At 37.6% G+C, this 12,572-nt stretch carries 12 protein-coding genes; 3 read left to right on the top strand and 9 right to left on the bottom strand.

Annotated elements, in window-relative coordinates; all coding sequences use genetic code 11:
• Positions 1-779, top strand: a 779-nt coding sequence (locus tag FJA49_RS01190; RefSeq protein ID WP_139997988.1) for a T9SS type B sorting domain-containing protein, incomplete at its 5' end; no start/stop codon positions are given.
• Positions 780-912: 133 nt separating this feature from the next.
• On the opposite strand, the gene FJA49_RS01185 is transcribed toward FJA49_RS01190, so the two are convergent.
• On the bottom strand, positions 913-2,106 hold the full coding sequence (locus FJA49_RS01185; RefSeq protein WP_139997986.1) for a pyridoxal phosphate-dependent aminotransferase: 1,194 nt from the start codon (positions 2,104-2,106) through the stop codon (positions 913-915).
• 127 nt (positions 2,107-2,233) lie between these two features.
• Between FJA49_RS01185 and FJA49_RS01180 the strand changes: the two genes are divergently transcribed.
• On the top strand, positions 2,234-3,559 hold the full coding sequence (locus FJA49_RS01180; RefSeq protein ID WP_139997984.1) for a PDZ domain-containing protein: 1,326 nt from the start codon (positions 2,234-2,236) through the stop codon (positions 3,557-3,559).
• 27 nt (positions 3,560-3,586) lie between these two features.
• Here FJA49_RS01180 and FJA49_RS01175 read toward each other — a convergent pair whose 3' ends face one another.
• Positions 3,587-4,015, bottom strand: coding sequence for a DUF1573 domain-containing protein (locus tag FJA49_RS01175; RefSeq protein ID WP_139997982.1), 429 nt, complete (start codon positions 4,013-4,015; stop codon positions 3,587-3,589).
• Positions 4,016-4,255: 240 nt separating this feature from the next.
• On the opposite strand from FJA49_RS01175, the gene FJA49_RS01170 reads away from it, so the two are divergent.
• Entirely contained in the window at positions 4,256-6,889 is a 2,634-nt protein-coding gene (locus FJA49_RS01170; RefSeq protein WP_139997980.1) for a valine--tRNA ligase, read from the top strand.
• Between the two features lie 61 nt (positions 6,890-6,950).
• Here the strand turns inward: FJA49_RS01170 and FJA49_RS01165 are convergent, their stop codons facing one another.
• The 7 genes from FJA49_RS01165 to rsfS all read right to left on the bottom strand — a co-directional run bounded on the left by FJA49_RS01165 (position 6,951) and on the right by rsfS (position 12,508).
• Complete coding sequence (locus FJA49_RS01165) at positions 6,951-7,745, bottom strand: superoxide dismutase (protein WP_139997978.1); 795 nt, start codon at positions 7,743-7,745, stop codon at positions 6,951-6,953.
• A gap of 2 nt (positions 7,746-7,747) precedes the next feature.
• Positions 7,748-8,014: an acyl-CoA-binding protein gene (locus FJA49_RS01160; protein WP_139997976.1), complete on the bottom strand. Its 267-nt coding sequence runs from the start codon at positions 8,012-8,014 to the stop codon at positions 7,748-7,750.
• Positions 8,014-8,673, bottom strand: coding sequence for a phosphatidylserine decarboxylase family protein (locus tag FJA49_RS01155; RefSeq protein ID WP_139997974.1), 660 nt, complete (start codon positions 8,671-8,673; stop codon positions 8,014-8,016). The genes FJA49_RS01160 and FJA49_RS01155 overlap by 1 nt, the downstream gene beginning before the upstream one ends.
• The gene (locus FJA49_RS01150; protein WP_139997972.1) at positions 8,657-9,469 is read right to left on the bottom strand and encodes a phosphatidate cytidylyltransferase; all 813 of its coding nucleotides are present in this window, start codon (positions 9,467-9,469) and stop codon (positions 8,657-8,659) included. Before FJA49_RS01150 ends, FJA49_RS01155 begins: the two co-directional genes overlap by 17 nt.
• 1 nt (position 9,470) lies before the next feature.
• On the bottom strand, positions 9,471-10,070 hold the full coding sequence (locus tag FJA49_RS01145; protein ID WP_139997970.1) for a lactate utilization protein B/C: 600 nt from the start codon (positions 10,068-10,070) through the stop codon (positions 9,471-9,473).
• Between the two features lie 111 nt (positions 10,071-10,181).
• Positions 10,182-12,122, bottom strand: coding sequence for an ATP-dependent zinc metalloprotease FtsH (ftsH, locus tag FJA49_RS01140; protein WP_139997968.1), 1,941 nt, complete (start codon positions 12,120-12,122; stop codon positions 10,182-10,184).
• 14 nt (positions 12,123-12,136) lie between these two features.
• A complete protein-coding gene (gene rsfS, locus FJA49_RS01135) occupies positions 12,137-12,508 on the bottom strand; it encodes a ribosome silencing factor (RefSeq protein WP_056073898.1) in 372 nt (123 codons plus the stop codon).
• Positions 12,509-12,572: the final 64 nt, after the last annotated feature.

Genomic DNA, 12,572 nt, shown 5'->3' with positions numbered 1-12,572 from the left:
TTACGGTGAACAAGTTGCCGGAGGTGACCCTTGCGGGAGGATTCTTCTGCGTGGACCCGGTAACGCTTGACCCTCTGAACACCTTCACCCTTGTGGCCAATACGGACAACGGTGCGAACCCTGCGGACTACACCTACGTGTGGACCAAGGACGGGGGCACCCTTCCCGATACGGGAGCTACCCTTGTGGTGGACGAGCAGGGAAGCTATACGGTGACGGCCACCAATATCGCCACGGGCTGCGTGTCCGAGCCGTCTGACCCGGCCATCGTTACGGCCACGTCGGCGGCCATCATCACCGATGTTACGGTAACCAACGCCTTCACGGACAATGCGACCATCACGGTAGTGGTGGACCCTACGAGCCTAGGGGACTACGAGTTCAGGCTTGACGAGGGCCCATGGCAGGACAGCAACGTTTTTGCGCCTGTATCTGCAGGGGAGCATACGGTATACGTTAGGGACAAGAACAACGGCGGCTGTACGGATACCGCACCGATCAAGGTATCTGTTATCGACTATCCGAAGTACTTCACCCCGAATGCGGACGGCTACAACGATACGTGGAACATCATAGGCCTTGCCAACCAGCCAGAGGCGTCGATCTACATCTTTGACCGCTACGGCAAGCTGCTGAAGCAGATCAGCCCAGCTGGCGGGGGATGGGACGGAACGATGAACGGCCACCCGCTGCCATCGACGGACTACTGGTTCAAGGTACTCTACAAGGAGAACAATGCGAGCAAGGAGTTCAAGGCTCACTTCTCGCTGAAGAGATAATTAATTATAAAGGTTATTCATAAAAAAGGCTTCCAGATTTGGAAGCCTTTTTTAATTTGTAATATTTTATGGGTTAGACTAGGTACAAAAAAAAGCTCCTGTTTTAGGAGCTTTCTTTTTTATTATTCTATTCTTATTTGTTATTGTATTTCTTTAATGCGTCTTCCAGAATTTCTACTGATCGGATCAGGTCTTCTTTTTTAAGCACGTAAGCGATTCGTACTTCATCTAATCCTACATCTGGTGTGGAATAAAATCCTGCAGCAGGAGCGACCATAATGGTCTCACCATTTAAATCATAGGATTCCAATAACCACTGTGCAAAATTGTCAGCATTTTTTACAGGAAGTTTGGCAATGCAATAAAAAGCTCCTTTAGGAGTAGCAACTTTAACGCCTTCTATTTTCTGTAACCCTGCGATAAGAGTGTCACGTCTGTCTTTGTATTCTGTAATAACATCATCAAAATAACTTTGAGGAGTATCTAAAGCAGCTTCGCTGGCAATTTGCGCTAAAGTAGGTGGGCTCAAACGGGCCTGTGCAAATTTCATAGCCGTAGCCATTACTTCTTTGTTTTTAGAAACGATACATCCAATGCGTGCACCACACATACTGTATCTTTTAGAAACAGAATCAATCATGATAGCATTTTCTTCTAAGCCAGGAACATTCATGATAGAAAAGTGTTCTTCACCATCATAAATAAATTCTCTGTATACTTCGTCAGCAATCAGGAACAGGTCATGTTTTTTTACAATTTCAGCAAGCTGTAGTATTTCTTCTTTTGAATATAAATATCCGGTAGGGTTACCAGGATTGCAAATAAGTATAGCCTTAGTTTTTGGAGTGATTAGCTTTTCAAAAGCAGCAATCGGAGGTAAAGCAAAACCTTCATCAATTGTCGAAATTACAGGAACAACAGTAACTCCTGAAGCAGTTGAGAAGCCATTATAATTAGCATAGAAAGGTTCAGGTATTATAATTTCATCACCTTGATCCATTGTACTTCCCATGGCAAAAAGCAACGCTTCTGATCCTCCTGTTGTAATGATGATATCAGCGGTATTGATAGGTAATCCATGAGTCTGATAATATTGTGAAAGCTTGTTTCTGTAACTTTCAAAACCTGCAGAGTGGCTGTATTCTAGAACTGTAATATTAGTGTTTTTTACTGCGTTTAGAGCAACTTCAGGTGTTTTAATATCAGGTTGGCCTATATTAAGATGGTAGACTTTATGGCCTTTCTTTTTTGCTATTTCTGAATAGGGAACCAATTTTCGTATTGGTGATTCGGGCATGTGCTGTCCTTTAGTAGAAATTTTTGGCATGACTTATTGTTTTGTCTGCAAATTTGCGACTTTTTTTCAAGAAATGTAGAAAAAAGTACCTCCTAAATGGCGTTAAAATGTTATTAATTCATTAAAATTTTCTACATTTAATATAAAAAAGCTGCATATGAAATTAAGATTACTTGTTCTTTTTTTATTGGTGTTGCCCTGTTTGATTTTTGCCCAAGAAGGGTTTCAATGGAATTCAAATAAAAACAAGATTGAAATTCCTTTTCAGCATATTTATAATCTGATTATTATTCCTGTTGAGATTAATAATGTCAAGTTAAATATGTTATTGGATACCGGGGCCGATAATTCAATGATTTTCAGTCTTCCTGAAAATGATTCTATACAATTTAAAAATTATAAAAAAGTAAAAGTTAGAGGTATAGGGTCAGAAGAAATTATTGAAGCCTTACTCTCTGTCGATAATAAAATTAAAATTTCCTCATATGAAGATAACAAGTTCCCTATATTGATAGTATTGGATCAAGATGTGAACTTTTCATCCAGATTAGGTATACCTGTCAATGGAGTCATAGGTTATTCTTTTTTTAAGGAATGCCCAATAGAAATCAATTATCAAAAGAAGATAGTGACAATTCATCGGACTAGGGAATTCCTTGAAAAGAAAAAATTTAAAAAGTATCTGAAACATCCTATACAAATTATAGATAAGAGACCTTATATTGATGTTGTCACTAAGATTGAGGAGGACACTTTAGGTTTAAAGCTTTTGATAGATATCGGTCTTGGAGATGGCCTATGGCTATTTGAAAACAAGAAGATAAAAGCTGGGAATAATTATTTTGAGGATATTTTGGGTCGAGGACTTAATGGATTGATTAAAGGAAAAAAATCAAGGGTGAAGTCCATAAAGGTCGCGGATTTTACTTTAGATGAAGCCTTGGTCTCCTATCCTGAAGAAATGTATTTTCCTAAGATTGGAATTATTGAAGGGCGAAACGGCTCTATAGGTGGTGAGATTTTGCACCGATTCAATGTTATTTTAGATTATCAGCAGCAATATATATACCTGAAGAAGAATTCGAATTTTAAAAAGCCCTTTAACTACAATATGAGCGGTATCGTCGTACAGCATAATGGAGTAGAGTTTGTTCAGGAATCCATAAGGCTTCAGACTAAATCCGGATATGGCGTAAAAGTAGACGGCGGTTTGGATAATTTTAATGAAAGCAATTTCATGTATAAATTCTCGCTGAAACCGGTTTTTGAGATTGCTACCGTAAGGAGTGGGTCTCCAGCTGATCTTGCTGGATTACAGCCAGGTGACAAAATCATTAGAATAAACAAAAAAAAGATACATGGTTATACAATCCAAAAAATCAGCGATCTCTTGCAGTCAGAAGATGGAAAATGGATTTATATGGATGTAGAAAGGAATTCAAAACCAATAGCCTTTAAGTTTCAGCTTAAAAAGATATTATAAAAAAATCCCGCATTAGCGGGATATTTTTTATGAACTTGGAAGTGTTTTCTTTTTCTCCATCAGGTTGACTTCTTCTTTAACAATGACATTTCCTTTAATTCGTAACGGAATAATGCCACTGTCCTTATTGACAGCATTAGACTGAACAGTGATAGTCTTGCTGATAGGGCCAGGATTCATGTTGTATTGTACTTCAATCTTGCCGGTTTTTCCAGGCATAATTGGTTCTTGAGGTTTTGTAGGGACGGTACATCCGCATGATGATTTTACATCATTAATGATTAATGGCGCATCACCAATGTTTTTAAATTCAAAAACTCTCAATCCGGAATCATCGCCTTTAGTGACAGTTCCATAATCTATCGTTTCTTCTTTAAATTCGATTTTTGGTCCGGTTTGTGCCATGGCTGAAGCGCCAAACATAATGACTGCAAATAAACTTAGTATTTTTTTCATCATAAAAATTTTAAATAGTATTTAGTAAAATTACTTAGTTTTGATTAAAGTGCAAATTATTAAATCTTAATTTTTTATACTGCACATACTTAATTACTTTTGTAGCTTAAGATTCGCAAATTTCATACCAAGCTTACTTTTTGTGTTTAAAGAGATTAGACAGCATTGAGGAATTGCTTGATAATTGCGGATTTTTTGCAAGCACTTAAAAAACAATTTAGAAAAAACGAAGACGAAAAGATGACAATTCCAGCGCAATTCGATGCCAAATCAGTAGAACAAAAATGGTACAGCTACTGGATGGAGAACAACTATTTCCATTCAGAACCAGATCACAGAACGCCTTATACGATTACGATCCCGCCACCAAACGTCACAGGTGTCTTGCATATGGGACACATGTTGAATAATACCATACAAGATGTTCTGATTCGTCGTGCACGTCTGAAAGGTTTCAATGCTTGCTGGGTTCCGGGTACGGATCACGCATCGATTGCTACCGAAGCTAAAGTTGTAGCAAAATTGAAAGCAGAAGGAATCAATAAAAATGATTTGTCTCGTGAAGAGTTTTTGGAACATGCCTGGGATTGGACACATAAATATGGTGGTGTTATCCTGGACCAGTTAAAAAAGCTAGGAGCTTCATGTGATTGGGAAAGAACAAAATTCACAATGGATCCGGATATGTCTGCTTCTGTAATCCGTTCTTTTGTTGATTTATACAACAAAGGAATGATTTACCGTGGCTATAGAATGGTCAATTGGGATCCGGAAGCAAAAACAACTTTATCTGATGAGGAAGTAATTTTTGAAGAAAGACAAGGAAAGCTATATTTCTTAAAATATCAAATAGAAGGAAGTAATGACTTCTTGACAATTGCAACAACACGTCCTGAAACAATTTTCGGTGATACGGCTATTTGTATTAACCCGAATGATGAGCGTTTTACGCACCTAAAAGGCAAAAAGGCAATCGTTCCTATTGCAGGGAGAGTAATTCCTATTATTGAAGACGACTATGTTGATGTTGAATTCGGAACAGGATGTTTGAAAGTAACTCCGGCTCACGATATGAATGACAAAACTTTAGGAGACAAACACAATCTTGAAGTAATCGATATTTTCAATGAAGACGCAACACTAAACTCTTTTGGGTTGCATTATGCAGGAAAAGACCGTTTTGTAGTTCGTGAAGAAATTGCGAAAGAACTAGAAGCGAATGGAAGTTTGGCAAAAACAGAGATGCATCTTAATAAAGTAGGGACTTCAGAAAGAACAAAGGCCGTAATTGAGCCTCGTTTGTCTGACCAATGGTTCTTGAAAATGGAAGAATTGGTAAAACCGGCTATCAAAGCTGTTCTTGAAACTGAGGAAATCAAATTGTATCCAAAACGTTTTGAAAATACGTATCGCCATTGGTTAGAAAATATCCGTGATTGGAATATTTCTCGTCAGCTTTGGTGGGGACATAGAATTCCAGCTTTTTTCTATGGTGATGGAAAAGAAGATTTTGTAGTAGCTGAAACAATTGAAGATGCCGTAATTCTTGCTCAAAAAACAACTGGAAAAGCAGATTTGAAAGCAGAAGATTTGCGTCAGGATGTCGATGCTTTAGATACCTGGTTTTCAGCCTGGCTATGGCCAATGTCTGTTTTTGGAGGTATTATGGAACCTGAAAACAAAGATTTTAAATATTACTATCCAACAAATGACTTAGTTACGGGTCCAGATATCTTGTTTTTCTGGGTAGCTAGGATGATTATTGCCGGATATGAATATACGGGTGAAAAACCATTTACAAATGTTTACCTAACAGGTTTGGTTCGTGACAAACAACGCCGTAAGATGTCAAAATCATTAGGAAACTCGCCAGATCCGTTGGATTTGATTGAGGAATTTAGTGCAGATGGCGTACGTGTTGGACTGTTATTAAGTGCCGCAGCTGGAAATGACATTTTGTTTGATGAAGAATTATGCAATCAAGGTAAATCATTTACAAATAAGGTATGGAATGCCTTCCGATTGATAAAAGGATGGGAGGTAAGCGATACAATTCCACAACCGGAATCTTCAAAAGTAGCCATTGAATGGTTTGAAGCAAAATTACAGCAGACTTTAGTAGAGATTGAAGATCATTTCGAAAAATACAGAATTTCAGATGCTTTGATGGGTATCTATAAGTTAGTTTGGGATGATTTCTGCTCTTGGTTCCTTGAAATGATCAAGCCGGCTTACCAAGCGCCAATTGACAGAAAAACGTTTGACAAGGCGATTGAAATGCTGGAGAATAATTTAAAACTGTTGCATCCGTTCATGCCGTTCCTTACGGAAGAAATCTGGCAGCATATTGCAGACAGAACTCCTGAGCAGGCCCTAATCATTTCGACATGGCCGGAATCAAAACCATTTGATGCAAAATTGATTGCTGATTTTGATTTTGCAACAGAAGTTATTTCAGGGATAAGAACTATCAGAAAGGAGAAAAACATTCCTTTCAAAGATTCAATCGAATTAAAAGCCATTAATAATGATAATGCTTCGACCTATTTCGATACTGTTATTACCAAACTGGGCAATATCAGTTCTTTTGAATATGTTTCTGAAGCTGTAACAGGTGCTCTGACGTTCCGTGCAAAATCAAATGAGTATTTTGTACCAATCAGCGGATCAGTTGATGTAGAAGAAGAAATTGCTAAGCTTTCAGAAGAATTAAAATATACTCAAGGTTTCTTAAAATCAGTTCAGGTGAAATTGTCAAACGAAAAGTTTGTAAACAATGCTCCTGAAAAAGTTTTGGAAATTGAGAGAAAGAAAGAAGCAGATGCTTTGGCTAAGATTGCTACTATAGAGCAAAGTTTAGCTAGCTTAAAATAAGATAGCCTATACCAATAAAAAAGCCCCATTAATGGGGCTTTTTTTATTATTTTGAATATTTTTAAACTTTAGGAGCCGGAGCAGCTGAAGTTTTTGCAGCTTCGTACTTTTTAGCAACAGCATCCCAGTTAATCAGGTTGAAAAATGCCGTGATATAATCAGGTCTCTTGTTTTGGTATTTTAAGTAGTAAGCGTGTTCCCAAACATCCAAACCTAAGATTGGAGTACCAGAAATTGACATATTTGGCATCAAAGGATTGTCTTGGTTTGGCGTGCTACCAATAACAAGTTTTCCTGTTTTATCTACTACTAACCATGCCCATCCTGAACCAAATTGTTTTGTAGCAGCTTCTGTCAATTGAGTCTTGAAGTTGTCAAAAGAACCAAGATCCTTTTTGATAGCTTCAGCAAGCGCACCTGTAGGCTCGCCACCTTTTTTAGGTCCCATGATTTCCCAGTAAAGGTTGTGGTTGTAATATCCTCCAGCATTGTTACGAACCACTTTGTTTTCCAAATCTAATTTAGATAGAATTTCTTCAATAGTTTGTTTTTCTAATGCTGTTCCGGCAATAGCCTTGTTCAGGTTGTTTACATATCCAACATGGTGTTTAGAATAGTGAATTTCAACTGTTCTGGCATCGATATGTGGCTCTAAAGCATCATATGCATAAGGAAGTTTCATCATTTTGAAAGCACCTGGCTCAGCAGCTACATCGTCAGGATTGCCCATAGGAGCTTTTTCTTCAGTTGCAGCAGGAAGTGGAACTTCTACTTCGTCTAATTTTTTTTCTTTATTGCAAGATTGCAATACGAAGGCCAGTACCAGGCTCGAAAGAAATAATTGCGTTTTTTTCATAATTATTTTTTAATAAGTGAATGAATAGTTTCAATATAAAGTCGTTTTGCTTCATCGCTTGACAAATGGCTGATTTGCATCCACGCATTTGTTTTAAAGGCATCTCTTAAGTCTACACTGGTCATTCTTTTTGATTTTGCAGTGCCTTGAGTTGCCTGTTTATAATAAGCATAAATTCGCAACATGACATCCTGTGGTAAAGGTTCTGTCATGTTTGAAGCCAGTTCATAGGCTTCTTCAAACAGAGTATCTAAATCTTTTTCCGACATTAAGACTTTGTTGCAATTACGGTTATACCACCAACTGCTTTTTGATTTAATTTTACATTAATTTCAGTTCCAAGAGGCAGATATAAATCTACTCTTGATCCGAATTTGATAAATCCGGCGTCTTCACCCTGGATTACCTGCATTCCTTCTTTAGCATAGTTTACAATTCTTCTTGCTAAAGCTCCGGCAATCTGACGGTATAATATTTCTCCGAAAGTAGTGTTTTCGATAACTACTGTCGTTCTTTCATTTTCTTCACTTGCTTTTGGATGCCAGGCCACAAGATATTTACCTGGATGATATTTGCTGAATTTTATGATTCCATTCATAGCATAACGGGTTACATGCACGTTGATTGGTGACATGAAAATGGAAACCATGAGTCTTTTGTCTTTAAAATACTCGCTTTCATAAACTTCTTCAATCACGACAACTTTTCCGTCTACGGGAGCAATAATCTGATTTTCGTTTATCTGGGTATATCTTTTAGGATTTCTAAAGAACTGAAGTACTAATATAAGAAATACTAACGAGATTATCTGTATGGTTTTTAAAACCCAGAAATTAGGAATCAACGAATCAGTCAACAAAACTATTGCTACGACTACTGCGCAGGTGATAAGAATAATTTTTGCTCCTTCTTTATGAAATTTGAACATAATCTAAAATTTGATAAAACAAAAAAATGAATGGTGATACAAATATAATACTATCTAGCCGATCTAGTATGCCTCCGTGTCCAGGCATAATTTTACCGCTATCTTTAACTCCGGCAATTCTTTTGAACTTTGATTCGACTAAGTCACCAATTGTTCCAAAGATTCCGGCAATCAAGGCAAAGATAATCCAAATAAATAGAGGTTGTTTGGTAAAATAAACAGCAATGATAATACCGGCAATTATTGCAAAAATCAATCCTCCTAAAAAGCCTTCGATGGTTTTTTTAGGGGATATTTTTTCGTAAAGTTTTCTTTTTCCGATAGATTTTCCAACAATATAAGCGAATGTGTCATTAGTCCAGATCAGGATAAATAGTCCAATCAGGATTTTTGGATTGAATACTTTCGCTTCATATGGAATTTTGGTCAATAGGATAATAGGAAGTATGATATAGCCAATTAAGTAAACATATTTAGAAGGTCGGTCTACTTTCTGTCTTTTTTCACTGAATAAGAAGAGGATGAGCCTTATAGATACAAAAAGCGCTGCTCCGGTTAAAAGCCAATCGTTGGTTTTATTGAAAGTATTGAAATACGCAAATAAGGCATATCCACCAATAGCGATTAATAGAGGGATGGTTTTCTTAAGATTAACTAAATCACAGAATTCGACGGTACATACTGCCAGAAATAATCCAAAAAGCAGAAGAAAACTGTCAAGGGAATAGAGAGTCGCCCCGATCAGAAGAAGAATGTAGACCAGTCCAGATAGTGATCTCGTTAGGGTTTCGCGCATTTTAAAGGTCTTCTAAAAGCAGCAGATAGAGATTTTTAGCAACGCTTCCGTATTGAAGGAAGTCCTCATCTTTTGCCTTTTCGAAATATTTTATTGTGGTAATATTGGTAGGGTAGTCCTTTTCGTATTTTCTTTTGATTTCACGAAGCCCATCGCTTTTGCTGGCCAGTATTTGGCTCGTAGTGGCAAGGATAACAATGTTACTTGGCAATTCGTTAGGCTTGTACTGTTTTATCTGATTAGATGAAAACAAAACAGAACCTTCGTCAGCAATCAGGTTTTCACAACTGGCTAAAAGAAATCTAGGATTTGCAGGTTTGGTGTAAGCAAGTTTGTTCTCTTCAAGCAGACTAAAAAGTTTAGGCTCAAAACAAAGTGCTTCCGATTCAAACCAGTCATTTTCTTCAAGGATATGTTCGAAATGATCTTTTGCTTCCTCAAGATTTTCACAATACAAGAATTTGCCTCCGTTCTTTTTAAAGTTCAGGGTAAATAATTCATCCGCCGGAATTACAGTTTCGGGATTGAATGGACTTAAGTTGCCATCTTTATCGTCATCAGAGGATTCGCTGGCGCCAAAAAGTTTTTTAAACAGACTCATAAATTGGCCAAATTCTTTGTTTGCAATTTCAAAACAATCAAAGATAAAAAAATCTTAATTCAAAACTGCTTTCGAATTAAGATTTTTGTAAAAATTCTTAAAAAGTGTGATTTATTCTTCGAAGACTTCTTCAACTGCTTCACCAAAAGCACGTTTGCCAAAAATTGTCTCTAAGTCATCTTTGAAAATTACCTCTTTTTCTATCAGAATGTCGGCCAATTGGTTCAATTTATCCTTGTTTTCCTCAAGAATTTGGATTGCTCTTTGGTATTGACCCTCGATTAAGTCTGAAATTTCTTTGTCGATAATCTTTGCAGTGTCTTCAGAATACGGTTTTGAGAAGTTATATTCGCCTTGTCCCGATGAATCGTAATAGGTGACATTTCCTAACTTATCGTTCAAACCATAAACGGTAATCATTGCTCTGGCTTGTTTCGTAACCTTTTCAAGATCGCTCAATGCACCAGTAGAAATTCTATTGAAAGTTACTTTTTCTGCTGCACGTCCACCCATTGTTGCACACATTTCGTCCAACATCTGATCGGTTCTTACAATCTGTCTTTCTTCCGGAAGATACCAAGCCGCTCCTAAACTTTGTCCTCTAGGAACAATAGTTACTTTAATCAGCGGTGCAGCATGCTCTAACATCCAGCTTACGGTTGCGTGACCGGCTTCGTGAATAGCAATTGCGCGTTTTTCTTCTGGCGTAATAATCTTGTTTTTCTTTTCAAGACCACCAATTATTCTGTCAACAGCATCCAAGAAGTCTTGCTTGTCAACAGCTTTTTTATCTTTTCGGGCAGCAATCAAAGCCGCCTCGTTACATACGTTTGCAATATCAGCTCCAGAAAAACCTGGTGTTTGCTTCGCTAAGAAATCAGTATCCAGGCCTTCTACTTTTTTCAAAGGAGCCAAGTGTACTTCAAAGATTTCTTTACGTTCTCTGATGTCTGGTAGGTCTACATAAATCTGTCTGTCAAAACGACCGGCTCTCATAAGGGCCTTGTCTAATACATCTGCACGGTTGGTAGCTGCCAAAACGATTACGTTAGTGTTAGTTCCAAAACCGTCCATTTCTGTAAGCAATTGGTTCAGTGTATTTTCACGTTCATCGTTTGAACCTGACATATTGTTTTTACCTCTGGCACGTCCAACAGCATCAATCTCGTCAATGAATATGATGGCAGGCGATTTTTCTTTTGCCTGTTTGAATAAGTCTCTTACACGAGAAGCACCTACACCTACAAACATTTCGACGAAATCAGAACCTGAAAGCGAAAAGAATGGCACTTTTGCTTCGCCGGCAACTGCTTTTGCCAATAAGGTTTTTCCTGTTCCCGGAGGTCCTACTAAAAGAGCTCCTTTTGGAATTTTCCCACCAAGATTAGTATATTTTTCAGGGTTTTTCAGGAATTCTACGATTTCCTGTACTTCTTCTTTTGCTCCTTCAAGTCCTGCAACATCTTTGAATGTCACTTTTACATCGGTCTTTTCGTCAAATAATTTGGCTTTTGATTTTCCAATATTGAATATCTGACCGCCACCGCCTGCAGCACCGCCACCTGACATTCTTCTCATGATGAATAGCCAGATTCCTATGATAATCAGGATAGGTAGCAAAGCGATAAAGATTTCGCTCCAATTGCTTTTTGGCAAGAAGTTGTAATCTTTTAGTTTTCCTTCCAATTGGGCCGTTTCCAATTTCTTTTGGAAAAGCTCGTCGTTTCCGATATTGTCAAGGATATAGTGTGGGCCAGGATTTGGCTTGTCAAAAATATCTTTAGTTACTTTTTTATTTGCCGGATCAGCCAGTCCTGTTTTATTCAGGAAGATTTCAGCTTCGTTTTTGTTATAAACAACGACTTTATCAATCTGCCCTTTTTCAAGCAGCTTGTTGAAGTCAGAAGCAGATGCTTTGCTGGTTTCCCCCCAACTTGAGCCTCCAGAAGCCCAATTCAGGATAAAGAAAAACAAGATCAAGCCACCGTAAATCCACCACGGGCTTAACCTGAATTTTTTAGGATTAGGATTTGTATTGTTATCTTTAGCCATTGCTGTCTTTTCTTTTAATATTTGTTTTGGATTGTAGTGATTTTAGCATCACCCCATAAGCTCTCGATGTTGTAGTACTCACGGATATGCTTTTGGAAAACATGAACAACAATATTCACATAATCCATCAACACCCATTCGCCGTTTTCAGTACCTTCAACGTGCCAAGGCTTATCTTTTAATTCTTTTGAAACTGTTTTTTGGACAGAGTTAACTATGGAGTTAACCTGAGTATTTGAAGTACCGTTGCAGATTACAAAATAATCACAAACGGTGTTGTCGATTGCTCTTAAATCTAAAATATCAATGTCATTGCCTTTTACTTCTTCAATCCCTTTGATGATGTGGGCTAACAGATCGTCATTGCTTATATTTTTTTTCGCCATTTAAAATTTTTATGTTTTCGCAAAGTTATCATTTTTTGTCGTTATTTTTGAACCTTAACATAAG

Source organism: Flavobacterium microcysteis, assembly GCF_006385255.1.
Classification (GTDB): Bacteria; Bacteroidota; Bacteroidia; order Flavobacteriales; family Flavobacteriaceae; genus Flavobacterium; species Flavobacterium microcysteis.
Note: the sequence above shows the minus strand (reverse complement) of the source record. Positions and strands in the feature narration are given on the sequence as shown.

Excerpts from the sequence above, each read along its gene's own strand:
- ftsH (WP_139997968.1), bottom strand. The coding sequence starts at position 12,122 with ATGGCTAAAGATAACAATACAAATCCTAATCCTAAAAAATTCAGGTTA.
- FJA49_RS01150 (WP_139997972.1), bottom strand. The coding sequence starts at position 9,469 with ATGCGCGAAACCCTAACGAGATCACTATCTGGACTGGTCTACATTCTT.
- rsfS (WP_056073898.1), bottom strand. The coding sequence starts at position 12,508 with ATGGCGAAAAAAAATATAAGCAATGACGATCTGTTAGCCCACATCATC.
- FJA49_RS01185 (WP_139997986.1), bottom strand. The coding sequence starts at position 2,106 with ATGCCAAAAATTTCTACTAAAGGACAGCACATGCCCGAATCACCAATA.
- FJA49_RS01145 (WP_139997970.1), bottom strand. The coding sequence starts at position 10,070 with ATGAGTCTGTTTAAAAAACTTTTTGGCGCCAGCGAATCCTCTGATGAC.
- FJA49_RS01160 (WP_139997976.1), bottom strand. The coding sequence starts at position 8,014 with ATGTCGGAAAAAGATTTAGATACTCTGTTTGAAGAAGCCTATGAACTG.
- FJA49_RS01155 (WP_139997974.1), bottom strand. The coding sequence starts at position 8,673 with ATGTTCAAATTTCATAAAGAAGGAGCAAAAATTATTCTTATCACCTGC.
- FJA49_RS01180 (WP_139997984.1), top strand. The coding sequence starts at position 2,234 with ATGAAATTAAGATTACTTGTTCTTTTTTTATTGGTGTTGCCCTGTTTG.
- FJA49_RS01170 (WP_139997980.1), top strand. The coding sequence starts at position 4,256 with ATGACAATTCCAGCGCAATTCGATGCCAAATCAGTAGAACAAAAATGG.
- FJA49_RS01165 (WP_139997978.1), bottom strand. The coding sequence starts at position 7,745 with ATGAAAAAAACGCAATTATTTCTTTCGAGCCTGGTACTGGCCTTCGTA.
- FJA49_RS01175 (WP_139997982.1), bottom strand. The coding sequence starts at position 4,015 with ATGAAAAAAATACTAAGTTTATTTGCAGTCATTATGTTTGGCGCTTCA.